16 protein-coding genes and 1 pseudogene are annotated in these 25,281 nt (G+C 49.5%); 8 read left to right on the top strand and 9 right to left on the bottom strand.

What is annotated here, in order from left to right; translation table 11 throughout:
* Positions 1-56: 56 nt before the first annotated feature.
* The 3 genes from ltrA to BLS62_RS15405 all read right to left on the bottom strand — a co-directional run bounded on the left by ltrA (position 57) and on the right by BLS62_RS15405 (position 2,787).
* Positions 57-1,574: a group II intron reverse transcriptase/maturase gene (gene ltrA, locus BLS62_RS15415; protein ID WP_348271852.1), complete on the bottom strand. Its 1,518-nt coding sequence runs from the start codon at positions 1,572-1,574 to the stop codon at positions 57-59.
* Between the two features lie 614 nt (positions 1,575-2,188).
* The gene (gene tnpB, locus BLS62_RS15410) at positions 2,189-2,452 is read right to left on the bottom strand and encodes an IS66 family insertion sequence element accessory protein TnpB (protein ID WP_093176403.1); all 264 of its coding nucleotides are present in this window, start codon (positions 2,450-2,452) and stop codon (positions 2,189-2,191) included.
* Positions 2,449-2,787, bottom strand: a complete 339-nt coding sequence (locus BLS62_RS15405; protein ID WP_093176400.1) for a transposase — start codon at positions 2,785-2,787, stop codon at positions 2,449-2,451. Before BLS62_RS15405 ends, tnpB begins: the two co-directional genes overlap by 4 nt.
* 663 nt (positions 2,788-3,450) lie before the next feature.
* Between BLS62_RS15405 and BLS62_RS15400 the strand changes: the two genes are divergently transcribed.
* Complete coding sequence (locus BLS62_RS15400) at positions 3,451-5,475, top strand: methyl-accepting chemotaxis protein (RefSeq protein ID WP_093182466.1); 2,025 nt, start codon at positions 3,451-3,453, stop codon at positions 5,473-5,475.
* A gap of 882 nt (positions 5,476-6,357) precedes the next feature.
* Here BLS62_RS15400 and BLS62_RS15395 read toward each other — a convergent pair.
* The 3 genes from BLS62_RS15395 to BLS62_RS15385 all read right to left on the bottom strand — a co-directional run bounded on the left by BLS62_RS15395 (position 6,358) and on the right by BLS62_RS15385 (position 12,780).
* Positions 6,358-11,049, bottom strand: coding sequence for a VWA domain-containing protein (locus tag BLS62_RS15395; protein ID WP_093182463.1), 4,692 nt, complete (start codon positions 11,047-11,049; stop codon positions 6,358-6,360).
* A gap of 128 nt (positions 11,050-11,177) precedes the next feature.
* On the bottom strand, positions 11,178-11,468 hold the full coding sequence (locus tag BLS62_RS15390; protein ID WP_093182460.1) for a hypothetical protein: 291 nt from the start codon (positions 11,466-11,468) through the stop codon (positions 11,178-11,180).
* Between the two features lie 142 nt (positions 11,469-11,610).
* Positions 11,611-12,780, bottom strand: coding sequence for an SH3 domain-containing protein (locus BLS62_RS15385; protein WP_093182456.1), 1,170 nt, complete (start codon positions 12,778-12,780; stop codon positions 11,611-11,613).
* A 546-nt stretch (positions 12,781-13,326) separates the two neighbouring features.
* Here BLS62_RS15385 and BLS62_RS15380 point away from each other — a divergent pair.
* Positions 13,327-14,148: a helix-turn-helix transcriptional regulator gene (locus BLS62_RS15380; protein WP_159436544.1), complete on the top strand. Its 822-nt coding sequence runs from the start codon at positions 13,327-13,329 to the stop codon at positions 14,146-14,148.
* Between the two features lie 175 nt (positions 14,149-14,323).
* Here BLS62_RS15380 and BLS62_RS15375 read toward each other — a convergent pair whose 3' ends face one another.
* From BLS62_RS15375 to BLS62_RS15365, 3 genes are read right to left on the bottom strand one after another with little or no spacing between them, the layout of a single operon-like run.
* Entirely contained in the window at positions 14,324-15,319 is a 996-nt protein-coding gene (locus BLS62_RS15375) for a periplasmic substrate-binding domain-containing protein (protein ID WP_093182450.1), read from the bottom strand.
* Positions 15,309-16,706, bottom strand: coding sequence for a sensor histidine kinase (locus tag BLS62_RS15370; RefSeq protein WP_093182447.1), 1,398 nt, complete (start codon positions 16,704-16,706; stop codon positions 15,309-15,311). Before BLS62_RS15370 ends, BLS62_RS15375 begins: the two co-directional genes overlap by 11 nt.
* Positions 16,707-17,387 carry a response regulator transcription factor gene (locus tag BLS62_RS15365; protein ID WP_093182444.1) on the bottom strand — a complete coding sequence of 227 codons (681 nt, stop codon included), beginning with the start codon at positions 17,385-17,387 and terminating at the stop codon, positions 16,707-16,709.
* An 86-nt stretch (positions 17,388-17,473) separates the two neighbouring features.
* Between BLS62_RS15365 and phnD the strand changes: the two genes are divergently transcribed.
* From phnD to edd, 6 genes and pseudogenes are all read left to right on the top strand, one after another.
* Positions 17,474-18,463, top strand: a complete 990-nt coding sequence (gene phnD / locus BLS62_RS15360; protein ID WP_200798523.1) for a phosphate/phosphite/phosphonate ABC transporter substrate-binding protein — start codon at positions 17,474-17,476, stop codon at positions 18,461-18,463.
* Positions 18,464-18,566: 103 nt separating this feature from the next.
* The gene (locus tag BLS62_RS15355; RefSeq protein ID WP_200798522.1) at positions 18,567-20,399 is read left to right on the top strand and encodes an ABC transporter permease; all 1,833 of its coding nucleotides are present in this window, start codon (positions 18,567-18,569) and stop codon (positions 20,397-20,399) included.
* A gap of 3 nt (positions 20,400-20,402) precedes the next feature.
* Positions 20,403-21,515 (top strand): ABC transporter ATP-binding protein, encoded by a 1,113-nt coding sequence (locus tag BLS62_RS15350; RefSeq protein ID WP_093182438.1) that lies wholly within the window; start codon positions 20,403-20,405, stop codon positions 21,513-21,515.
* A gap of 24 nt (positions 21,516-21,539) precedes the next feature.
* Entirely contained in the window at positions 21,540-22,667 is a 1,128-nt protein-coding gene (locus BLS62_RS15345; protein WP_093182435.1) for an ABC transporter substrate-binding protein, read from the top strand.
* Between the two features lie 124 nt (positions 22,668-22,791).
* Positions 22,792-23,180: pseudogene (locus BLS62_RS32225) on the top strand (DDE-type integrase/transposase/recombinase); the annotation flags it as partial.
* A gap of 169 nt (positions 23,181-23,349) precedes the next feature.
* Entirely contained in the window at positions 23,350-25,155 is a 1,806-nt protein-coding gene (edd, locus tag BLS62_RS15335; RefSeq protein ID WP_093182429.1) for a phosphogluconate dehydratase, read from the top strand.
* The last annotated feature ends 126 nt before the right edge of the window (positions 25,156-25,281 follow it).

The raw sequence follows: 25,281 nt of genomic DNA, 5'->3' as shown, positions 1-25,281 counted from the left end.
CCCCTCCGAACCGTACGTGCGGCTTTCACCGCATACGGCTCTCCATTCAAGCTTGGCTAGAAAGCCAGCACGAGACCACGATAGTGCGTTTCGTAGAAAGGAGCCTCGTTCTTTTCCCGAAGATAAGGATTTGAACGTGGTGTCTTCCAGCGGAATTGCCCGCGCTGATGATTGGTTAGCCGGTACAAGATGCTTGAAACGCGTACTCCTTCTTTCGTCATCGAGTGCACCATCCATGTCTTGGCTTTTAAGCCATACGGCCGCGCGAACCACTTTCGCATCAGACGAGAGATGCGCGAGCGATACTTGCGCCCCAGCCAATGTGCCATTTTCCAGAACACGACGGTATCGACGTGCTGGAAGACCTTGGATGTGTAATCGGTGAACTGATAGAAGTTTGCCCAACCCATGAGTTGGCGGTTTAGCCGCTTAATCATGTCGGTATGGGGCGTATTGTGGTCGCCGCTAAGAGCCTTAACCAGTCGATGTTTGAAACCGCTGGTTTTCTCTCGGGGAATGGTCGTTACTGGCCGCATCACGCCACGGGGACCGCGTTTGCGAATGATCCGGTGACCGAGAAAGACAAACCCATCATTAACATGAGTGACATGGGTTTTCTCCATGTTTAACGTCAATGCCAGATCGCCTTCCAGGAATGCTCGGCATTCCTCGCGTACCGCGAGCGCCTGTGCCTTCGTGCCTTTGACGATGACAACAAAGTCATCGGCATAACGGCAATAGGACACTGCCGGTCTGCGACAGCGGTTCTCACGAACCGCCACAGGGCTGGCTTTTCTGACGCTCTCATTCCAACCACGACGTTTGTTGCGCGCTGCTTTTCCAAGGAATTTCTCATCCATCCAACGATCAAACTCATTGAGCATAATGTTGGACAGAAGCGGAGAAAGAACCCCGCCTTGAGGAACGCCCTTGCTGGCGGCGCAGAAGAGGCCTTTATCGATGTGACCTGCCTTCAAAAGCCTCCAGAGCAGTGCGATAAACCGTTTGTCCCGGATGCGCTTGCGCACACACGAGAGCAGCTTGCGGTGATGGACAGTATCAAAGTAGCTTGCTAGATCACCTTCGATCACCCAGCGACCCTTTGTGTTCCTGCCATCCGTTGTCTGCATCAAAACGGCCCGGATCGCGTGGTGCACGCTACGCTGTGGCCTGAAACCATATGAGTAAGGACTGAAGTCGCTTTCCCAAATCGGCTCCATCACCATCAGCATGGCGCGCTGTACTATGCGATCCGTCAGTGTCGGTATTCCCAACGGTCTCAGCTTTCCGTTCCCTTTCGGGATGTAGACGCGTCGTGTTGGAGCGGGCGCATAGGTCCCATCCAGCAGAGATCGCCCCAACGTCGCAAGGAGTTCCTCCTCATTTTGTCGGAAACGATCTCGGTCCACGCCATCTACGCCCGGGGTCTTTGCGCCGCTCGACGCCAAGGCAACCCGGGCAGCCTCAGTCAGCCAAGTCCGATCGGCAATTAAGCGTAAGAGGCGATCAAATCTTCTGGTTCGCTCGTCCTGCGCCCATTTCGCAAGCTTGTGTTGCATGTCGCTGATTATCAAAGGTCTTCACCTCGTTGTGGTCAGTTAATGTGCAGCCCTAAGCAGCTTGAACTGTTCCCCTTCGCCATGTGACAGGCTTTCCCTATCTCGGACTACTACGGGAACTCCGCCAGCGTGGCCGTCATCGGGGTGAACTCCCTTGCGAGTATTAAATATACCAACCTCATTCGGCACACGCCTTCCCTCGTTCCTATGTTGGACTTAAAGCGTATTGGTTAGGCTGCCGGCCGTAGTCTTTTCCCTTGCGTCCCGCAAGTCGGCATCGGCCATCGCCAACAAACTGCATAAGTTGACGACACCCTCGAAAGCGTTTCTGGAGTACGCTGTCGGTTTGCGCGCTTCCGGTCATGAAATCCATGGCGCGACCGATGTTCCGCCTGTTAAGCCATGTAGGCGGAGGCTACAATTCAGCCCCTCAGATACGGTTTAGCCGGTTCGTGTTCCTCAACCTTCCAATACTCAGCCTGAAGATGGGTCTTGACTTAATGGCTTCGTCGCACATCTCTTTATCCCACGGGCTACGTCACCTTGCCAGTTCACGACAAATCACCGCCGCTTCGGCTCTCGCCCTTTCGCAGTAAAGGACGGTCTGTTAAAGGAAACCCCTCCTTTCACTAGAATTCCAAACATAAGCGCCCCGGTCGAAACCAGGTTCGAGGCGCACCCAGCACCTTGTAGTAAAGGCAGAACCCCTGACCATCCCAGTAAAGCAACTTGATCCGGTCCCCGCGCCGTCCGCGAAAAGCAAACACGGCGCCACTTGCAGGGCGCTGGCGTAATTCCGTCTCCGCCAAAGCGGTCAAACCGGCAATGCCCTTGCGCATATCCGTCACACCGCACGCAAGATAAACCCGCACACCTGTTCCCGGTCCGATCATGTCGCTTCCACCAGCGCAATAAACCGGCGAACCTGCGCATCACTTAAGTCACTGGAAAGTCGCAGGCTCCGACCATTCCCGAGCCCAACCTCAATAACGGCGGGTCCTGACGGTTCTGGATCAGTAACAACAACAGGCACAAAAAGGGGAGCCTTCGTGTTTTCACTTGTGTTGCTGTTGCCGTACTTAGCCATCCATCGCTTCAGCAAGCACCGGCTGACATCATGGCTCTGCGCAACATCGAACAGCGTTGCTCCATCAACCCCAACTTGCGCGGTGATTGCCGCCTTTTCTACCCGTGTCCACGACCGCCGTGGCTTCGATCCATCCAACAATGACTTGCCTCCTCAGCAAAAACTGAAGAAGAAAATACTCAATCAAACGCAATCAAGTAAGGCGGTCTTGAGCGGACGGTTACTTAAAAGCCGGGCTATGGGACCAGTGAGGACGTCTGCTCATAGTGGTCTCCTGTTCTCGGCATCATGTCAGGTTCAGAAGCTAAATCCACTTATACAACCGGCCCGAAAAGCCTGAGCCAGCTCTCCAAAGACGGGTAAGGGAAATTGAAACAATGCTTCTCCACTAAATAGGGGGTAGCCCAGCAAATAGTGTTATAAACTTTGTAGATACGTTGCCCTATGTGCAATTTCATAAAAAATAGACATATAAGTAATGTTCAAGCATTCAGCCCCGAAGTACCCGGTTGACGCAATGAAATAATCCTGTTGTTTTTACTTTAAATTAGTATGCAAATAAATGTACGATTATTACAATTATAAAAATTAAGTATATTTAAGTTGTAAAATTATCACACCTAATGCAAATGCATGAATTATGATATGTATTCATATTGTTGCTTTATGTATTTCGCTAAATTGCCGTAGAGTAAAGTAAACAAGTATATAATTACTTATTACAATACGTATTACATTGCATGAGGTGCTGCTTATTTTAATTTACAATTACAATTAACCTAATGAATCTATGTGGAAATTACTATGAAACTAAAATTCAGAATTTTTTTGTATGCAGTCCTAATTTTCGTAACCGGTTCCACGGCAATCGTTTTAACTGGCGCTCTGATGCAGCAAAATGCTACCGAACAAAGTGTGCGCGACATTCTAAAGCTTGATGCAGCTGTAAATGCTAAAAAGGCCGGGGAAATCATTGCGACAGTACAAGCTGCCACACAAACGATGGCGAGCTTTATTGGCGCTAACATTGAAACAGGAGACGCCAAGCGCGCGAACATTGCTTTCTTTCTTCAAAAACAACTCAGAGAAAATTCAAAGTTTGCCGGGATCACCTTAGCTTTGGAGCCCAATATCGTTGGTCGTGATGAGGAGCATAAGGGCGAGAAGTTCAGCTCTGATACTGGCCGATTTGCACCCTTCTTCTTTCGAGAAGGAAGTTCGGTTGGGTGGCGGGCAGCCCGTATTGATGACACTTGGTACGGCACCCCAATGCAAAATAGGCAAGGCTTAGTGGGTGACCCGCAAATCGTAGAGGCCAATGGGCAGGAAATACTGACCACATTCATTGTCACGCCTATTTTCGACCAGAACGGGAAGAGCATCGGTGTTGTCGGGGTTGACCTTCTTCTTGAGGGCCTGCAGGCCGTTGTCTCACAAAGAAAAGTTTTTGACACAGGTTTTGTCGGGATTATCGGCGGATCAGGGAAATGGGTTACGCATCCTAACAAAAAAATGCTTGGCAAAACCGTCTCGGATGGCGATTTAGCAACAATCCGTTCACTTGATAACTCGTTCGTTGTTCATCCTCCTGAGGAGAACGGACTCTACGAGGGCTTTAGTGACTTTAAATTAGCTGGTGTAGAACAAACTTGGTTTTCCTTTGTAGCAGTACAAGAAAGCGAACTGTTTAAAGCAGCCAATGAAAGCCGGAATATGGCGCTTTTGGTTGCAGCTATTGGTTTGATCCTGGGGGGAGTACTGTTCTGGTTTGTTGGTGCATCAATTGCAAAACCGGTTGTACAACTAACACAACGTATGAACCTCCTAGTAGATGGCAATGTTGAGGATGAGGTCCATTATACGGACCGTAATGATGAAATTGGCAGTATGGCCAAAGCACTTGAAGTGTTTGTTGAGGCTGTCATAGAACGCCAAACTCTTCAGGCACAGGCTGAGCAGGAGCAAACCAAGCGGGGGGAACGAGAGCGGAATATCAATCGCCTGATCTCGGATTTCTCTGATAGCATGAATACAATTCATTCTGCGTTCGGAGAAAATTTTCAGGTCCTGAATTCAACAGCCGATGCACTTACTAAGATTGCTGAGCTCTCATCAACGCAGACGACATCAGCGGCAGCCGCAGCTGAAGAAGCCTCAACGAACGTTCAGACCGTGGCATCAGCATCGGAAGAGCTTTCAGCCTCCATTGAAGAAATTAGCAAGCAAGTCAGCAAGACAAGTCAGGCTATATCCAACGCCTCTGATGCCGCCGTTGCAACAAATGACAAGGTGTCAAATCTTGACACAGCTGCACAACGTATTGGTGATGTTGTAACCCTCATCAGGGACATAGCTGAACAAACCAATCTACTTGCGTTGAACGCCACGATTGAGGCCGCCAGAGCGGGAGAATCCGGCAAAGGATTTGCAGTTGTTGCTTCAGAGGTGAAAGAGCTGGCAAGTCAGACCTCTAAAGCGACAGAAGAGATTTCACAGCAAATTCTGAGTATTCAGGGCTCTTCAAAAGAAGCTGTGACTGCAATTTCGGAAATTTCTGATACGATAAATGAGGTCAATCAGTTCTCTCAGACAATTGCGGCTGCCATGGAACAGCAAGGTGCTGCGACCAACGAGATAAGTGGGAATGTTCAGCAAGCTGCCATCGGTACACAAGGTGTTGCAGAAACTATGGGCAAAATAACAACCTCAGCAGAGGAAACCAACGGTTCAGCACAACAGGTGCATGAAGCCTGTAACCAACTTGGAAAACGTGCTGAGGAACAAGCAAAAATAGTTACCACGTTCTTAAATGGTGTCCGTAGTGCATAACGGAACACGGATTGCGAAACTACCGTGCTTCTATGTAACGAACTCCTACACTTGGAGGTCTTATTAAGGATCTGTTGTACGTCTGTTTATTGTACCTGACGATCAGCTTGATGTAGGGGATCGCGACGCCACCATGTTTTTGAAGTAACTCCTAGTGGCAAGAAACTCGTATGACTTCACCGTCGATCAAGTACAAACGTCGCCGGTTCTAATCGCAGATCATCGCCCATGTTATGGTTCTATCATGACATTCCTCTCAGCCTGCTGGAGCGTGGCATTGTGATCTCCAATGAGATCTTTCACCAATGAGGGATCAAGTTCAGCCCTGCTTATATAGGCTAGCTGTGTCGAACTTGATCCCGCCAAGGATGATATCTCGCATTTGGACGAAATGGTAAATTGGGGGGTCAAAGCATTTCTACTGATTTGCCTCTTTGGATTTTGAGCATCGTAAGGGCGAACCTATACAGGTGGTGAGTTTTTTGCCTTGTTGCTCAGTACGCGATATTGCGATCCGTTTGTTTGATCGCGCATCGATTGTCTTGCACTCTCCGATCTGAGGATGAAAGAAACACTGGGTGCCATCGCCGCAACGTTCCAGGACAATCGGAAGGCCAGTAATAAACAAATTTACACATAGCTGAGGACAACGGCCTAACTCAGTCGTTATAGTTTTGATCCCCATCGGGGAGCGGTTTCATTGGGGCCCACAATGTCACGCTTCAGCAAGCTGAGAGAAAAGCGGTGATTGAGCCAAACAGCAGGAACAATGATCTGCGATAAGTACCGGAGGCTGACAAGCTCGATCGACGATGACATGATGCGAGTTTGTTCGCCTCCAGTACTTGCCTCAAAGATATAGGGACACCGCCTCGGTTCCTTTTATTCTTTTATGCCAATCACTGCCTTACCCGGAATAATTTCTAGTAGTAAATTTAAGTTAGGTATCACTTTGATCGGCTTGGCTGGGTGGGGCTTGGTTGTATTTGGTTTGGTTGGTGTTGGACGGGCTCTAAAGGGAACGCAGCGACCAGCGAGCATTTGCGCATTGTCACCACAGGCGCATTTCCGAGGGGAAACCTTGAAGGCTTTTTTATCGATGCATACGCATGTCTTGCCTCGTGCACGAGTAGTGCGTGGGTCGCATTTTGGTGCAGTCGGCAAAGGTCTTGGTGTGGCTTCTTTCTTTATGCAGCCTTTGCCGGGTACAAAACTCCGGCCCTTTTTGCAGACGCAACTGGCTCTATTCTGCTTCTTCATGGATTTGTATTTGCAGTAGCATTTACCACCTTTTTTATAGGCTGTTGGCGCGTGGCATTGCAGTTCGGGTTTTTGCACGACTGGTGGTTTGATGCAGCCCTTGCCCGCCACTAGATTTGCACCGCCTTTACAGACACATTGTGTGGCGCTTGTCTGGACCATACGATCATAACGACAAGCACAATTTCCACCTTTTTGGAGAGTCGAAGTCCGGTCACATTTCAGGACTGGCAATGGCATCTGAGGTAATTTAACCCGAGCGCAACTCTGTTTTGATCTATCTGCAAGCCCGAGAGCGGTAAAGAGAACCCTGTCAATATCCTTAGTACGAGGAAGACCAAGCTGCACTTTGAGCTTGGACAAGGCACGATAGGTAGCCTTGCCGGCTTTGCCGTCCACAGGGCCTGCCTTAAGGCCGCGGCTGTTCATAATCTTCTGGATCATAGCAACCCGTTGGTTGCGTCCTTTGGGCATATCCAACACTGCACAGTTACGGAAGTGCCCACCTCTTGCAAGACCGGGAACGGTGACAACCAATTCGAATTGGCTGTGTTGTCCGGGAGCTAAATTTACACCAGAGTTGAGACAACTGGTGCTCCCGCGGTTGACGCCCAAGCAGGACCAGCCGTTACGAGCGCCCAAAGACAAGCGTGTCGGGCGTGGATAATCGAATTGATCGCGAAGAGAAACCGGGCCTTTGTAGCGGGTTTTGCCAGTATTCTTTACCGAGAGGCGGAACCGACATTTATAGGATTGTCTGCCTCTATCAACCTTGCAGGCTCCAAGGGCGGCTTTGCTGACCTTTAGCTTGGCAGGCCTTGGCAGAGCTTCTCCCTGAGGTTTTGAAGGCAGCGGAACTTGGATCGGTAGTGTTGGTGTCGGGATCAAATCTGGTTGTGTCGCGCTCTTTACATAAGGCTCATCATCTCCGGTATAGCCACTGGTGGATACAGGGATGTGTTGCAGGGCTTTTCTGGCGTTTGAAAGATTAGCCGAACCGGATTTGCCGCGAGCCGGACAATAGGCCTGTGCAATCTGGGTAAAGACATCTGCGGAGAGTTGGGCCTGCGGGATCATGATCACATCATTGGTGAAAGGATCCACCGCGGTGTTTGGCCCGGCGGTGACCATGTTGCTTCCAAACAAACTGACCATATTTGCAGCTGGAATATTGGGGCCAATGCCGATGCCAATTACGCGGCTACCCAGGCTTCGGATCGCAGCGAGGCGCGGGATTGCGGCACTAATGCCATCTGACGAGATTGCTGGTGTGCTGTGCGTGGTATTCCCAGCTAACATCTGGTTGGGTTCACCATCGGTGATAAACAACACCAGTGGTTTTCGGGTCATGTTTTGGACAAGACCAGCCGCCCGCGCCAGTGGCGCTTCCCAATTGGTTCCACCTGAGGCTGCAAGCAGGTTTGTTGCATTGGTCAGGCTTGGGGATGGAATAGTTTGCGCTGGTACGATTACATTTTGAGCACCGTAGCTGAATTTGACCAAGGCAGCGGATGAGCCTCCACCTTCAAAAGAGGCATAGGCCGCATGAAGGGCGGCTTTAACCTCATTCATCCGGTTGTGCAGCGCCATGGACCCGGATGTGTCGACTAGGAACAGCGTATCGAGCCCACAATTGGAGGTGCTTCCCGCTGGAATGGGCGTGATAACAATGGGGTTGAGGTCTGCTGAGAGAGAACCGCCATCAACCACAACCGGGCCAGTCGGGGCCGGGTTTGGCAAATTTGGCAGGTTTGGCACAGAGACACCACCAACGGCGATGTCAGGCACACCGGGAGTGGCACCACCCGGAGTCCCGGTGCCGGGGAGACTTATATTGGGCAGATCACCGACGGACAATGATCCGCCATCCTGCAAGATCGGGCCACCCGAAGTCCCACCTGTATCCGTACCGTTGCCGAGAGGCACACAGTTGGAATTGCCCAACGGAGTGTCACCCAATGTGATGGAACCACAATTTTCAAAGCGCCCAGTATTGTAACCATTGGCTGGAAACGAGAACTGCGCCCAGATGCTGGAGATGTTGCCAAGGCTGGCCATATCAGCACCGGAGATTGAACAGGCCATTGGATTTTGCGGCATATAGAGCGGCAAGTTGCACGTCCATTGCGGATCATTGCTGCCGATTTGCGACCCGTAAACCACCGGAGCGCCGGAAAGCTGCGAGAACATATCTGCAACCGTAATCGTGCCAGTAACCGAACTGGACAGCACCACATCAAACTCACACAGGACGTTGATGTAGGCACCCAAACGCGGCAACTGCTGGCATTTCTTTTCCAGTTTCACCACCACCGCAGGTTTGTCGTCATCCTTGGGGAAGTCCACAAGCACACAGGTATCGCCAAACTGAGATTGCGCTGATTTGTTACCGCCCGTTATCTGACCGGTGATGGAGCGCGGCAATGCAGGGCGCGCACTCTTACCGGTAGGCGGTGGGAAACCGGCTTGCGTATCAACTTGCAAACAATTGAAGGCTTGCTCCTGATTTTCCGGATTTTGGAAAACCGTGGTGGTGGAAAGTGTGGAGGTTCCACCGGCGGCAGCTAGATCTGCGGGGTCCAGCGTACAGCCCTGAACATTTTGCGAAAGAGTGCCACAAATCCACGGCTCCACTGATGTGAAACTGGTGAGGAATGGCAGTAAACCCATAGTAGAGCCGGTCTGACCACCAAACAGATCCGCCAGAACGATGGTCTCGCCCATTGGCAAATTTGCACCCGTGACGGAGAGTTGGCAGGTCAATGAATAGCTGCCATTGCCAAGGCTAACCATAGGATCACAGGTTTTAGAAATATCCAGACTTGCATCCGAATTGCCTGTGCCAGATCCGGCACCACCGCTACTCACGGAGCTACTATCCCACTGGGCAGTGATGCAATTGCCGGGAATATAAGTCCCGGCCCCATTCAGGTAATAGGCACCGTTTATACAGTTTTGAACCGTGTTGGTGGGTTGAGACCCAGTTGTGGTCAGGAAGAGTTGGACATTGATGGTCTCACTGCCGCTGGCATCAAAATAAGGACCGCCAATCACGCAGGTTGGATTATTGGAACAAGAATAATGCCCGGAAGCAGAGGACAGGCTCATAATCTGCACGTTGCTACCAGCAGAGGCTTGTGGCGTGTCTGTGGCATGCAATAAGCCGGGGAACGGCTGCCCATTGCTGGCATTGGTAATATCGACTGTAATCTGGCAATTCCAGATCATGCCATTCACGCCATTAAACTGCCCCGGAGCCGGCGGCGTACAGCTTTTAACCAGATCGACCTGGCTTGGGTTAAAGCTTTGCGCCCTCCCTTGAGGCGATGCTGGATCATTTGCGCCGTTTGGTGTTGCTGTGCCCGGATTGTTAGCATCCTGCGCAGCTGAGGTATCAACGCTATCGGACAAAGGCGATGGGTTGCCGGTCTGCCCACTATTTGAACTGGCGGTTTCATTAGAGGTGGAATTGGATTGGCTTGTTGAAGGCGTCCCTCCACCATTGTTACCGCCAGAATTATTACCGGTGTTACTACCGGAATTAACTGAGCCGTCTGCGTTTGCAGCGCTCCCTGAACTGTCTGTGTGGCTTATGGTGCCAGTTACTGAGATCGGCGCGCAATGGCTGTCACTCACATATTCAACACTGGCATTATCAACTACCACTGAATTGTAGAAGGCCATGACAAAGAGATAGCGCTGACCCGCTTCAATCTGAGCAAAGGCCTCCACAGGAACCCATTGCCGGATTACTGGAGCACCAATAATGCTCTGCTCCTGCAAAACAACTTGCTGCGTCCGGGCAAGAAAGTGGTCCGGGTCGAGTTGAGCGTTCGGTTCCATCCTGTGAAGCCGCAAGAATGTTGGCACCTGCGCTCTGGCAAATACCCATGCCTTATATCCAAGACGGACACAGCCATTGGTTGGCGCAAAAAAATATTGCCCAACACTCATGCCGCTTGAGCCGGAAACATGGCCTCTCAAATAGCGCCCATCCTGCGCAGGCTGCTGGTCGGCATCCATAGGTGGAAGCCATGAGAAGTCTCTGTAAACACCAATGTTTTGATTGTAATAACTGGCAGGGGCTACCCGCTGGAATGAATTCACCCCGGAATTAACTCTGACCAGTGACGGTAGGCTTGCGTTAGGAACGCTTGCCGCCGGGTTGACCATCCATGGCGAGAGGTCTGCATTCAGGTTGTCGCCATAATACGGCGCCAGAGCATTCTCAAACCCGCCATTGACGAGCAAATTTTGTGCCGATGCAGATTGCCATGGCAGCAATAGAACGAACAGGAGAATTATAAATCGCATAGTGAGTGCCCCAAAATCTGGAGAGGGTTTTGGCAGGTCATCAAATTGGATGTGCCCGAAAATCCTGTCGGAAAATAACCCAAGTTTTGCATAGAATAAAAAGGCCGAAATACCTGCGGAAACTCGGTTTACTTGTCGTGCGCATCTCTGACATTGGTGCGGGCATTCCCAATAGCTTGGATCGCACTATGAGACTTCATTCTCGGATCAGGCAGGATTATAATTTTTTTGGCTTTCCGCTTGCGAATAAGCAACTCACTGCTTGCCTCGGCAGAGCCTTCAATCATTTTGCATGGGCCGCACCAATCTTCCTGAGAGTTGGCTTTACTGGTATTCTCTGCCATTGCACCGTTTGGCAGGGCAACAAAGAGTGTGGAAGTAATGACCATCGCTCGAAGTGAAAGTTTGAAGAAGCACATGATTTTGTCCTTTTATTCGTTCAATTGAAGCTGCGGAATTGGCAAGAAAGGTTGGATTTCTAGCAACTCGCCTGTTTACCGCAGAACCCAGTCGAGCTTTGCTGAAGATCTCAAGACCGACACAAAAATTGCAGTGACTTGTCTAAGGCAGACGGCAGCAGCCATACATGTTCGCTGTGGTTCCATTCGGTTGGGTGCGGATCAATCTCAGGCTCCAGCCGTAGCTGATATCTGACATGCCGTCGGAACATACTTCCTGATCAAGAGCACCAGAAAAACGCCCCGCCCTGAAGCTGTAAGGGTAGCTGTTGGTTTCGGTTGATGGGGCCGTCATTTGTAGGCCAGCCAAACGTGGATTGGGGCGGTCTGCCCGTTTGAAGGTGATTGTCTTATCTGCATTGAAATTGAATGCCCAGAACGGTTCCGTGCCAGCACAGGTCAACCCGAGAGGAAACCCATTCACAGTATGTTGGCCGCCGCCGCGTTTTAGAAACCGGCCATTCACATAACCGATATTTTGCCCCACCGAGACCTTCGCCCAGCCATTGTTGAGCCAAGCAAGGACAGCAATCGCGTCATTGGGCGCGCGGTTGGAGACTGAGGCAGACTTGTGGCTGGGCTTGTTACGCACCCATAATTTGTCGCCACCTGAAACACCAGTAACAGAATAGATTGATGGCAGTGACCAACCCTGCGGGTCCCTGTCAAATTCGACTGGCTGTAGTTCCGGGCTTTGGCCATTGCGTGGCAGAGCTTTGACCAGATATTTGTTACGCACCCAGCCCTTACCATTGGCGCTGCGGATAAAGGACCATTTACGATCAGCACTGATATCACTTACGGTTACAGGTGTATTTAGTGGCAAAGTTGCTTTGATGCGACTGGCGCGATTTGGCTTGCGACGTACATTCAAGCCACCGTCGGGATCATCCCTGGCAATACCCGTAACCAAATGAGCGCCGAGACTGATACCATTCGGCTGGGGGGCTGGATGAGAGTTCTCTTGAACGTGCGCAAGGTATTTGGCTGAAACATATGCATCTTGGCCACGCACCCGCAGCTTGGCCCAACGGCCGGAAGCATCAAAGCCATAAATTTTTACAATGGCGCCATTCTTTAGATCACCAAAGTCTTGGTAATTCCGCCCCGGCCCGGACCGGATATTCAGGCTGTCGCCATCCGCAATACCAATGACTTGCCTGAATTCAACTGTCTGAGGTTGAGCTATTGCCGATGCAAAAAATGGGAGACTAACTGCCGCAAGTATGGTCAACACGGGCATGAGATACAGAAATTTCAGCGCTAATTTCACCGTAAATACTCTTTTCAAACAAGGCAATAAGTCAACGCCAGAGGGACTCACTACAATAGAGTTGACTTTGCGTATCAATTGCAAAATTACTAATTTTAGTTAGTATTTGCGAAATAACTCTCCTCCAAGTACCATATGGTAGGCAGTGCCGAGTTTTTCTCTTGCTTTGCTTCATTTCTGCTTTCCCAAGAAATTGTGTCCTGAAGGAACCCAATTTTTACGTTTGAGCTTGGGCATTATTGACAGTTTATTGCTTTTGAAGGATCGCGATGAAACGCCTAAAAGTGGAAGTGACACGGGCATGCAGCGCAAGATTGATGACCTGAAACGATTGCTCGATTTAGCAACACACGATGCACAACACTGGGAGCAAGTTTGTAACGCTGTCGTTGTGGTATTCGGTGCAACCGGTGCTATCCTTGTTCCCACAAATCCCACTTTCAGAGGAGTATGGATGTCATGCTCAACTCGACTAGGCCGGACTGTACAAGAGTACATTGAAGGGGGATGGCACCTGAAGGACCCCGGGAATTTGTCACTCAACTGATGATTGAAAAAGGCTATGCCACTGACGACAATGTCTTTGCAAGTCGTGAGATAAAGGCAGAAAATCCTTTCTACAAAGATTTCCTGTTTCGCCACGGTTTTGGTGTGCTCATCGCCATTCGACTTCTGACGCCCAACGGGTATTGGGGGCTGATGCTGCATTTTGCAAACGATCACCCGATGATATCAGATGCCGAGAAGGGGTTGATTGAGCAGGTGCGTCCGCTTTTCGAACAGGCGATCATGAAGGCAGAGGAAATCGCTTTTCAGCGGATTACCGAGTTTAGCCAGTTTTTCAAAGGGACCGATTCACAAGTTTTCATCTTTGATGCCAACGGAGAGCAATGCTCCAACATCGACAGCAATGGGCAAATAACAAAACACTGCCGTTTGTCTGATCTTCTTCCTCGTGAGATGAATCAAGCTCTACATGAAGAGCTCATGCAGGTTTGCTCCAGTGACGCCAACCTGTCTTTGAGCAACGCCTATCAGTTTCGAGATGAAGACCGGCATATCAATATCTTAATTATCCAAATCCCACTGATTTTGAGACACTTCTTCATGCCGTTCAAAGTCTGTGCAATTCGCACGGAATGTAGCGATACAAGCGCTATCAAACAGAAAAAACTACACGCTCTTTTCGGCTTGTCGGAAAGTGAAATTTCCACGGTTGATCTTCTGGCATCAGGGAATACGCCTGCCATGATTGCGGAGATTATGAGTTTGAAACCAACCAGCATTCGCCAGCGTTTGAAGGTGGTCTACGAGAAAACCCAAGTGAACAGCCAAGTAGAACTCGTTGCCCTATATGGGAGGCTCTAGAGCGCCAAAAGCGCAGGAGTGGCATGTTGGCCCGTCATCATGACTTTGGCCTACTTGGTTTTAGATCAATAGAATTTCCGGTCGCGAGAATTAGTGTTTCCCTCATTGTAAAGACGCGCAATCGGCCCATGCTAACAAATGGGAAAGTTGCAAGCTAAATTGTGCAACAACGCTCCTATTGGCCGATAACCGCTTGAAACCAATTTTCGAGTATATCTGTTTTTTTAATGGGGTCGAGAAACACAAGCAGTTCAGGACCCAGTTTGACGCGCTGAAAATTCAACTCAGTTGTATCAGCTTTAGTTAGCTCGCTTATTAAGGTCGAAGGGAAAAACTGGGCGCTACTTTCACGAAGCAAACGAATAGTATTTTCAACGTATAATCTATGAACTCCCGGTGGAGATACAACAACCCATGGTATCGCGACTGTGTAATCATCCATGGTAACAACCCCAAGTCCATCAAGGTCTATGCGGGTCAGTTGCGAGAGGGGGACATTGTATGCCAAATCAATCTCGCCTGACTGCAATGCCTCAACCAATTCACCTGTTGTTTCAAATATGCGCGCATTCAGATTGCCAAATGCTCGCATGACCTGCCAAAATAACAGTGATCGCAATTGATCTTGCGCCGCAAACCCATAACTCTGGGAATCAATGCCGATATTTACCAGTCCAACTCTCTTTCTCATTTCATTGGTGCTTGCGTTCAAAAAAACAACAAGCTCTCTTCGGTTTACTGGTAATTTCTGCGCACCAAACGCTTCGGTTCGCACAACCAAAACCGCAGGGTCATAAAGAATACTGAATACTTCCTGACGCCAATGACTTCTGTCGGGTTCCTCTGGAAGAACGGCCAATCGCGCGAGGCTGCCCTCATTTGCTAGCCGAACACCCAAGTCAGGTGTTGGCAGCAATGCAATATCAATGGCTTGGTTTCCCAGAAAAGAGGTTTCTAAAGTTGCTAGAATATCGCTTTCGCGCCACTGAGTATAATCAACACTAAACCCATTCGCGTTTTGATTGATCCGATCGATCAACGGTTGCACGAGAGACAGGGGAGCAGTCCCAACAATGTCGACGTTATCGAAGCTTTGCTGTGCTTTAACTGACGACACAAATGACAGTAATATGACCAATAAAAAAGGCCAGCTCAGACTCTTACGCTCCATGATTTGTCCTCACAACCGGCCATCTCGGTAACCGTAGTTCGACCTCAAGCCCTCCCGATTTCCTTTCGTTCAACCGGATCTCACCACCACAGGATTGGATAACCTGGTGGACGATTGCAAGACCTAGTCCGGACCCGTGCTTTTCATCGGGATTTTTGACAAATCTTTCAAAAACCCTGCCTCGAATTTCCACCGGAATTCCAGGGCCGCGATCGCAAACCTGAATGATGACTTGATCCGCTCGGTCGCTTAAAATCACAGTAATTGGCCCCTTGCCGTGCTTGATGGCATTGTCGACAATGTTTTTAAGCACCTCATTTATTATGACCGGATTAAAATTGAACGTTTCATTAGCCAGCCTATCACTGCGAACAGAGATGTGCGGCAGTTCATGAGCCTTCCAGCACTCAGTTCGAATTCGGCTCAGCACTCTATTTGTGGTGTGTAACAAATCGACAGGTTCATTGGCGCCCGTTTCCAATGAATGAAGCAAGCGTGCCTCGGTCATCAGCTGATTGACCAACTCAGTCGCTGTCACCGCATTGCTGTGAATCCTTCGAATGTAATCATCAAATGGCTGATTTGGGCTTGCGTCCAGCGCGAGTTCAGAGACTGCGCGTATTGCCGCAAGTGGAGTTCTCAACTGATGCGCAGCATCTGCGCTTACCCGTCGCAACCCTTCTAACGTGCCATTCAATCGATCCATGAACCCATTTATGGTGTCCACGAGTGCTTCAACTTCTGTGGGAACTCCAGGGCTAATCGGCGACAGATCAGCTGGGCTCCGTTTTTTAAGCATTTTTTCAATGCGTCGCAACGGCTGGAAAGAAGATCGAATTGCCAATACAAGTAACAACACAGCAAGAACAATTGCCAACATAGTGGGAAAGAGCACAAAGCCAGCCAGCCTTCGCGAAAGCTGATCACGAGTTTCCCGAGTCTCGCCAACAAATACGTTAAACCAGCCGCCGCCTCCACCTCCTTGGTGGTATTGGGCAACTTGTGAAACGCGGATTTTGTTGTCGCGGTAGATACTGTCAAAAAAAACGATTTGGTCTTCAGCGAGAAGTTTTTTTTCGATTCCTAGGACGGGGTTTCCTGTAACAAGTTTGCCGGAAGGATCTACAATCCTATAGAAAATTCTATTTTTCCCAGAAGTTCCGAGGATTGCAAAAGATGCGTAGGGAAGATCAACGCTGACAGAATTGTCGCCAATACTAATTGTTTCGGAGATTGAGAGCGCCGCGGCACCCAGTACTCCGTCGTAGGCCTCATCCGCGGCTCTCGCCGTGACCTGCCATACTACAATTCCGGAAAGCACTGACAACACGGAGAGAACAACACTACTATAAAGAAATAATCTGAACTTGATGGAATTGCGTCTCATCTATGCGCCGTATTCAACCAATTCAATGAGCTGATACCCAACGCCACGCTGTGTCACTATCTGGACCTGAGCATTGGTAAGTTTTTTGCGAAGCCGCGAAACCAAAAGCTCCACCGCATTTAGCGAGCCCGCCTCATCAAATCCAAATAATTTGGAAACCAGAGACTCCTTGTTCAGAGTTCGCCCCTTGTTCTGCATCAGATATTCCAGAAGCTGCATCTCTCGCCTACCAAGGTCAAGCAAATCCCCATCTAGCAAGACCATTCGACCAGACTGATCCATTTGCAGATTACCGACCTGCAAAATGGAATTTACCTGGCCTGTTTGTCGGCGGAATATTGCTCGAAGGCGAGCTTCAACTTCATCGAGAGAAAAGGGTTTGACCATGTAGTCGTCAGCCCCCATGTCAAGCATGTCAATCTTGTCGTGCAGCTCGCCTCTGGCGGTTAACACCAAAATGGGCGTGTCAATATTCTCTGCACGCAACTTGGACATGATGCTAAACCCGTCGGCACCGGGAAGGTTTATATCGAGGAGCACACAGTCGTAGTCACCAACCCTGGCGAGCTCGTATCCATCGTTTCCGTTCGCGCAATGGTCGACCATGTTGCCACGAGATTTGAGGCGTTCCTTGATAGCGAATGCGACATCATCGCAGTCTTCAATCACCAGCACTTTCATGTATTCGCTCCTAAGCCGACAGGACTCTGACAGGGTTTCTGTGCATTATTTTTATCAGATCACCTATCCCGGTGCGGAGCTAAGAGATGCAAGCTTATACAATCAATAGGATAGCGCCAATCAGTGTAGTGCGCAATCTATTGTGCGGGTGTTTCACGGCGATGCTTCTAACCGTGTGCATTGCAAATGCATCCGATTGTCCGGCACCGTCTGGACTGAATTCAGAGTACACGGACAGCAATTGCGATTTGCTTGCAGACCCGCCGGAGGAGCGCTCTTCGCTACGCAATCCGGATACCTTGGTTTGGGCTTACACACCAATCGAGGAGCCCAATATCTATGCTGAGCTGTTTCGCCCCTTCACACGTTATTTGGAGGAATGTACACAGCGTCAGATAGTCTATTACCCTGTTCAATCCGCCCAAGCACAAATTGATGCTTTTCGAAGAGGGCGGCTACATTTCGCAGGGTTTAGCACGGGTGCAACTGTTAAGGCGGTCCAACAAGCTGGTGCTCATCCGTTTGCAGCAAAAGGAACACTAGAAGGTATTCGACGGTACAATTCTATCGCCATTGTTAGTAGCTCAAGTACCTTCTCTTCACTGACAGAACTTGTGGGACGGAAGGTCGCCCATACATCCTATCAATCAAATTCCGGGCATTATGCAGCTCTGCATTTTTTTCCAAATGAAGGGCTGGAACCTAATACGGATTACGATCCGATCATGACTGGCGGACACGGCCAATCAATCCTTGGATTGATCAATGGTGACTATGACATGGCAGTTGTCGCGTCTGATGTATTTGACCGCATGGCAGAGCGGGGTCGAATCAACAAGTCAGATTTCAGAATCCTATATTCGAGCCCATTGTTCCCAACCTCTTCGTTTGCCTACGCACACAATTTGGACTCAACTCTGGTTGAGCAATTACAAAGCTGCTTCTTTGAGTTCGAGTTTCCACCACGAATGATCAAGGAATTCCGAGGCGACAATCGATTTTTGCCGGTTCAATACGATGTGGATTGGCTGACCGTACGCAGGGTCATTGAAAGCGGTAAAGCTATGCAAAACTAACCCTCACACAACGACCCCTAGCACAACTCACTACCTGTCAAATTGCTACAGCGCTTAGGCGCTGAACGATGAAGCACGTTTCAATTCGAAGGATAAATAAGACGTGGTCAATCCTGAAGCTCCTCCAACACTACGTGGTCCAGCTCTCCGCTTGAGAAAAATTTGGTACAAATCAAGATCTTGGGCAGGGAACCCAATTGTCGCGCTGGGAATAATACTTTCCATTCTTGCAATTTACCTAATTCTGGCACCCGTAATACTTATGCTTTGGGATGCAATTACGGTAGATTTTGCTGACCAAGCCCGTGCAAATGACTCCACTGGTGAATTAACGTTTTATTACTTGCGCCGCGCATTGTCCTCGCCGATATCGACCTATATTTTCTGGAATCCGCTCATAAACACTGCATTGGTGTCAGTGTCCGTTATCATTACTACGCTTCTGGTGGGTGGGTTACTCGGCTGGCTGGTGAGTAGAACTGACCTGCTGTTCCGAAATTGGTTTTCTACGGCCTTGATCGTTCCATATATGGTCCCGTCCTGGACATTCGCGCTGGCTTGGATGGTAATCTTTAGGAACCGCAAATTAGGCGGACCTTCTGGCTGGCTGGAAAGTTTGGGCATTACCCCTCCAGACTGGCTCGCATATGGCTTCGTTCCGATCACAGTAATTTTGGCATTTCACTACGTGCCATTTGTAATCTTGCTTGTTGGTAACGCACTGAAGCAATTCGACAGCCAATTGGAAGAAGCCGCACGGACACTTGGAGCCAGCCCAATGCTGGTTGCCCGGAAGATTGTTTTTCCACTTCTCCGCCCTTCTATTATTTCTGCATCAACACTGGTTTTTGCTAAATGCTTAGGTGATGTTGGCGTCACCTACATCATTGGTGCTCCGGTTAAATTTGATCTCTTGGCAACATCATTGTTGCGGGCGATATCGACTGGACAGGACGGAATGTCTGCTGTGCTTGCCGGCGCGATTGTCGTTTTGGGGGCAACGTCCGTACTGATCGATATGAAATTGCTCAAAGCGGCACAGCGGTTTGTCACAATCGGGTCGAAAGGATCTCTGCACAGAATCTCTGAGCTAGGGAAATGGCACGTCCCTGCATTTGGGTTTGCTACAACCTTCGTCTTGATGAGTGCAATCATACCTTTGGGTGCCTTATTCCTTACCACCATAATGCACATGCCTGGAGTATTCACTTGGGACAACTTCACACTTGATTACTGGATCGGCCAGGACCTCATAACCACTGCCATGCCTCAAGGGTTGTTGCTGACGCGCGAATTCTGGGTTGCCGCTTGGAATACCGTATGGATGGTTGGAACGGCCTCAATCGGCGCAGGTGTTCTGGGATTGATAGTCGGCTACATAGTTGCCCGATCTCCTTTCCAGTTGATGGGCGCATTCTTGAAGCAAGTGACGTTCTTGCCCTACCTTGTGCCTGGAGTTGCATTTGCCGCCGCATACCTTTCCATGTTTGCGGTTCCGCGTGGTCCTATTCCGTCGCTCTATGGCACCGGCTACATTCTCGTCATTGCGCTACTGGCAAGCCAAATGCCGTTTGCCTCACGCGCAGGTATCGCGGCAATGATGCAAATGGGCAAAGACCCAGAAGAAGCGGCACAAATAGCAGGTGCAGGCTGGTGGCGGCGTGCGACCTCGATCGTGTTGCCCATCCATCGAGGCGCACTCGTTGCAGGGATACTTTTGCCGTTTATTTCAGGGATCAAGGGCTTAAGCCTTGTCATCCTTCTGGCTGTTCCCGGAACTGATCTCCTCACAACCTATGCGGTTCGACTCGTCGATTTTGGATACACCCAAGCGGCAAATGCCGTGGCAATTATGATCTGTCTTATAGCGTTTCTCGGCACCCGGCTCGGACAAAAAGTCGGCAAGAGCAATCTCGGCAGTGGCATTGGAGGATAACAAATGACCAACATAAGTATTCGTAATGTCAATAAGATATACACCAGAGGTAACACTCGCGCTGTCACGGATCTAAACCTTGAGATTCCTGCTTCCGAGTTCCTGTGCCTTCTTGGACCTTCTGGGTGTGGTAAATCTACTACTTTGCGTATGATTGCAGGTCTTGAAAATCTCTCATCAGGCGAGATTTCAATCGGTGATAAGGTTGTTGACGCGAACGCGGAAGGGATTTTCGTTCCCCCTGAAAAGCGGCAGCTTGGAATGGTGTTTCAGAACTACGCGCTCTGGCCTCATATGACCATTGAGGAAAATATTGAGTTTGGTTTGCGAATTAAGAAAGTTCCCGCAAACGAGCGCAAAACAATCATTGATACCGTTGTTAAGAAACTAGGTATCGAGAAGTATAGGCAGAGGTATCCATCTGAGGTGTCCGGGGGACAGCAGCAACGTGTAGCCCTAGCACGGATGATAGCAGTCAGCCCTAAAGTCATTCTGCTGGATGAACCCTTGTCGAATCTGGATGCCAAGTTGCGTCTGGACATGCGGACCGAACTTAAGCGAATTCACGCTGAACTGGGATCAACATTTGTCTTCGTGACGCACGACCAGTGGGAAGCGATGACACTGGCGACCAAAATTGCCGTGATGAATGAAGGTCGTCTCCAGCAAATAGGCACTCCGGAAGATATTTATGATCGGCCAGCCAACAGGTTCGTGGCGGAGTTTGTCGGAACACTGCCAATCAATATCATCGAGATGGGCTCTCTGGACAACTCGATATTCAAAAACTGGCTGAGCGAAGCCGTTGAGCTGCTTTGTCTTGGCGACCAGTCAATACACTCCATTGGAGTTCGCCCTGAAACAATTGACATTCTACCAAGCACTGCAAGCTCCGCCAATGGCAACCCACAATGCTCTGCGCAAATCATAGATCTTGTTCCCACGGGAGGTAACTGGATCATTGAATTGGATATTGCCGGCACACGGTTGTTTGCATTGAAGGCACAGATTGGCGACCTAAAACCTGAACAGCTCATCCAACTATCGGTAAGCAAGAACGATTTGCATGCGTTCGATGCTGCCGGTGATCGCCTCACACAAATTTCATCCAATTAATCACCGTCAGAAGAGGAACATGACGTGAAAAACTTAAACCAAATACTATGCGGGGCTATTGTTGCAACAATAGCAGCTTCGCCATCCGTAGGTGCAGCCGAATTGGGAATTTCGGATGACAACTACTCCCTGGAAGCTTTGATCGAAGCTGCAAAGAAAGAACCACCTATCATCGTAGTCGATGCCACCGGCAAGATCAAAACCATGGCAGCCAACTTCACAAAGCTTTATGGGATTAAAGCGACTGGTGTGAAGCTCGGTGGTCAGAAACAAGAGTTGATCCTGAAGCGGGAAGCGGCAGCTGGAAACGTCACTCACGACGTTTTTAACATGAGCAACTTGCCCTCCATTACATCGCAGATTTTGCCAACTGGCGTCGGTACAAGCTGGATGCCACCGGATCTGACCGATACAACCCCTGAGGCCTATCAGAACCCGGCAATCACAAGCTTGAATCCTTGGGTTTGGGCCTACAATACCGAAGTATACGGCGATAAATGCCCCGTTTCTAATATCTGGCAGCTTACTGATCCAGAATGGTCCGGGCGTGTGAGTATTCCAGATCCTCTTCTCCGAAACGAAACAATGTTTTGGTTCAACCAGCTGGAAACTCACAATGATGACGCGATGAGAGAAGCTTATCGTGAGCATTTCGGCAAAGACCTGCCTGCTGATGTGCAAAGTGCCACCAATGAATGGGTCAAGCGTTTTGCGAAAAACGGGCCAAATGTAACCAGAAAAGACAGCGAAGTTGGCCCGATTATCGGCACTCCAGGACTTAAGGATCCTCATTTCGGATTCTTAAGTACGTCCATTTTTCGTAAAAAATACGGATATGCAATGGGTATTTGTGGTGGGATGAAGCCGTTCGCAGGCCAGCTCACTCCACGTGTCGCTGTGATCGCAAGCGGAACTGACAGTCCCAACGCGGCAAAACTGTTTGTACACTTCATGATGCGCGGCGAGGGGATGGAACCTCAGTTGATCGATGGAAAAATCGCTACAAACGTCAACACATCGATGCCAGCCGATGAAGGTTCCGGTGTTGCGAATTATGTTGATCAACTTCACGTAACTGACTCCACGACAACAGATCAGGACTTCTCCAAACTGCAGGATTGGCAGGATTTGTGGACGATTTACTCACGGTAATTACGTCTTCAATTGCCATCGGACCAAACTGTCCGGTGGCAATACATGCAATCAGTTCACATTTCGTATGTACGTCTTAGACGCCTTTTGAGCATGTCAGATATCGCGTCCTAGCAAAGGATGGAACCGTATTCCCGTTGAGCTCAGACCACAAATCATAGACCTGGCTCTGGGAGGAGTCAGGTCAGTTTACCTGCGAGTTGGCGGTATGCTTTAACGATACAATTTTTTGTTTCATGGGCTTACGTCTATCAGGAGCTGAAGGCGCAGGGTCTGATTACCAGTCCCGCCTATGTGGTCATCAAAGCGGCAAACGAGTTTAAAGACAAAACGACAAAGCCGAACCAGCAGTGGCAAACTAATTTCACCTAGTTCAAGATTATTGGCTGCGGCGCACTCTATCTCTCTACCGTATTTGATGATTATGACCGCTACATCATTACCTAGAGGCTGTGTACCAACATAAAGGCCAATGAAGTAAACGAAACCCGTCAGTTGGCGCAAGATGCTTCCGTGCGTAAGCAGCTGAAGAGGCGGCGTCGTCCGCAGAGCTCGTTATCACGCACAGGCCGCTGCACATTTAGATCTCCCGGGCCAGATACTTCGTTAATCAAAAAATATCTGTCCAATTTTATACGACGACGGACAATCTATAACAATAATACATTACGAGGTCACAGGCATGACAGTTCAAGACGCCATCAAGAGAGTTACAGACAGAATCCGTGAACGTAGTGCCAAAACCAGAGCCGCATATAATACAAAGACAGACCGTGCCATTGCGCAGGGACCGTCCCGAACTCACTTGACTTGCGGCAATCTTTCTCATGCCTTTGCTGCTTCATGCCCAAAAGACAAGGTTAAACTGGCACTGGGAGCCACACCCAATCTAGGGATCATTACGGCCTACAATGATATGGTATCTGCGCATCAACCTTATGAACGGTACCCCGATCTCATTCGAGATGTTGCCCGCTCAATGAATGCGACCGCGCAAGTTGCAGGCGGAGTACCTGCTATGTGCGATGGTGTAACTCAGGGTCAAGATGGAATGGATATCTCGCTTCTTTCGCGAGATCTGATTGCCATGTCAGCATCTGTTGGTTTGTCACATAATGTTTTTGATAGTTCAGTTTATCTAGGTGTCTGTGACAAGATTGTTCCCGGACTCGTTACAGCGGCTGCTACGTTCGGTCATCTACCTGCTGTGTTCGTACCGGCAGGTCCGATGCCATCTGGTTTGGGAAACTCTGAGAAAGCTAGCATCCGTCAAGAGTATGCAAAGGGTAAAGTTGATCGAGAAGATCTGCTCAAGGCGGAGATGGCATCCTATCATAGCTCCGGCACCTGTACTTTTTATGGAACGGCCAATTCAAACCAGATGTTGATGGAGTTTATGGGCCTGCAATTGCCCGGTTCCAGTTTCATTAATCCTGCTTCTGGAATGCGTGACGCTATAACCAAAGCTGCTGCAAAACGCGCACTCGAAATAACGATGATGGGGGACAATTTTACTCCATTTGCCCATATTCTGAATGAACAGGCGATTGTGAATGGTATCATCGGGCTGAACGCAACCGGTGGCTCCACGAACCTCCTTATCCATCTGATCGCTATGGCTAAATCGGCTGGAATTATTATTACATGGGATGATTTTGCGGATATTTCCGAGGTTACCCCGCTGTTGGCTCGCGTCTATCCAAATGGCATGGCAGATGTGAACCATTTCCACGCTGCTGGCGGATTGAAAGTCGTTATTGGCGAATTACTTCGTGGAGGCTGGCTGCACAGCGATGTTAAAACGGTCGCTGGAGACGGGATCGAGCTGTACACACAAGAGCCTCAGTTAATGAATGACGATATTCGCTGGGTAAGTGGTGCCGACCAAGAGATTGATGACAAGCTAATTCGTAGGTTTGAGAACCCGTTTCAGGAAAAGGGTGGGCTGAAAAGACTGGCCGGCAATCTAGGCACTGCTGTAATGAAAGTCTCCGCTGTAGTTCCAGAGCGCCACGTAATCGAAGCTCCTATCTGCGTATTTCATAATCAAGGCGATGTGAAAAATTCGTTCCAGAATGGAGAACTGAATAAGGATGTGATTGTTGTTGTGCGGTACCAGGGGCCAAAGGCAAATGGGATGCCGGAGTTGCATAATCTCACACCAATATTGGCTGTACTTCAAGAGCGTGGTTTCAAGGTTGCTCTAGTAACAGACGGGCGGATGTCCGGAGCATCGGGCAAAGTGCCTGCAGCTATTCACGTCAGTCCCGAGGCGCTGGACGGTGGTCCGATTTCCAAGTTGAAAAATGGTGATGTAGTGCGCGTGGATGCGGCCAAAGGCGAGTTGGAAATCTTAGATCCAAATGTACTCACACGAGAAACGACAAAGCCAGATCTGTCTTCTAATTATGTAGGGACGGGTCGGGAGTTGTTTACCGCATTGCGTGAAGCTGTTGGTACTGCTGAAACAGGGGCTACAACTTTTTAGCATTTGCTTGCAGGAGGCATTTCAAAACTCAAAGCACCTCATATTTGTATGTTATGCATGGTATGGGGTGCCTTCAGGAAGCTTTGTAAAGCACTGTAATTGGCTCTGTCGCAATGTTTTCCTATC

It is taken from the genome of Pseudovibrio sp. Tun.PSC04-5.I4 (genome assembly GCF_900104145.1).
Classification (GTDB): domain Bacteria; phylum Pseudomonadota; class Alphaproteobacteria; order Rhizobiales; family Stappiaceae; genus Pseudovibrio.
Note: the sequence above shows the minus strand (reverse complement) of the source record. Positions and strands in the feature narration are given on the sequence as shown.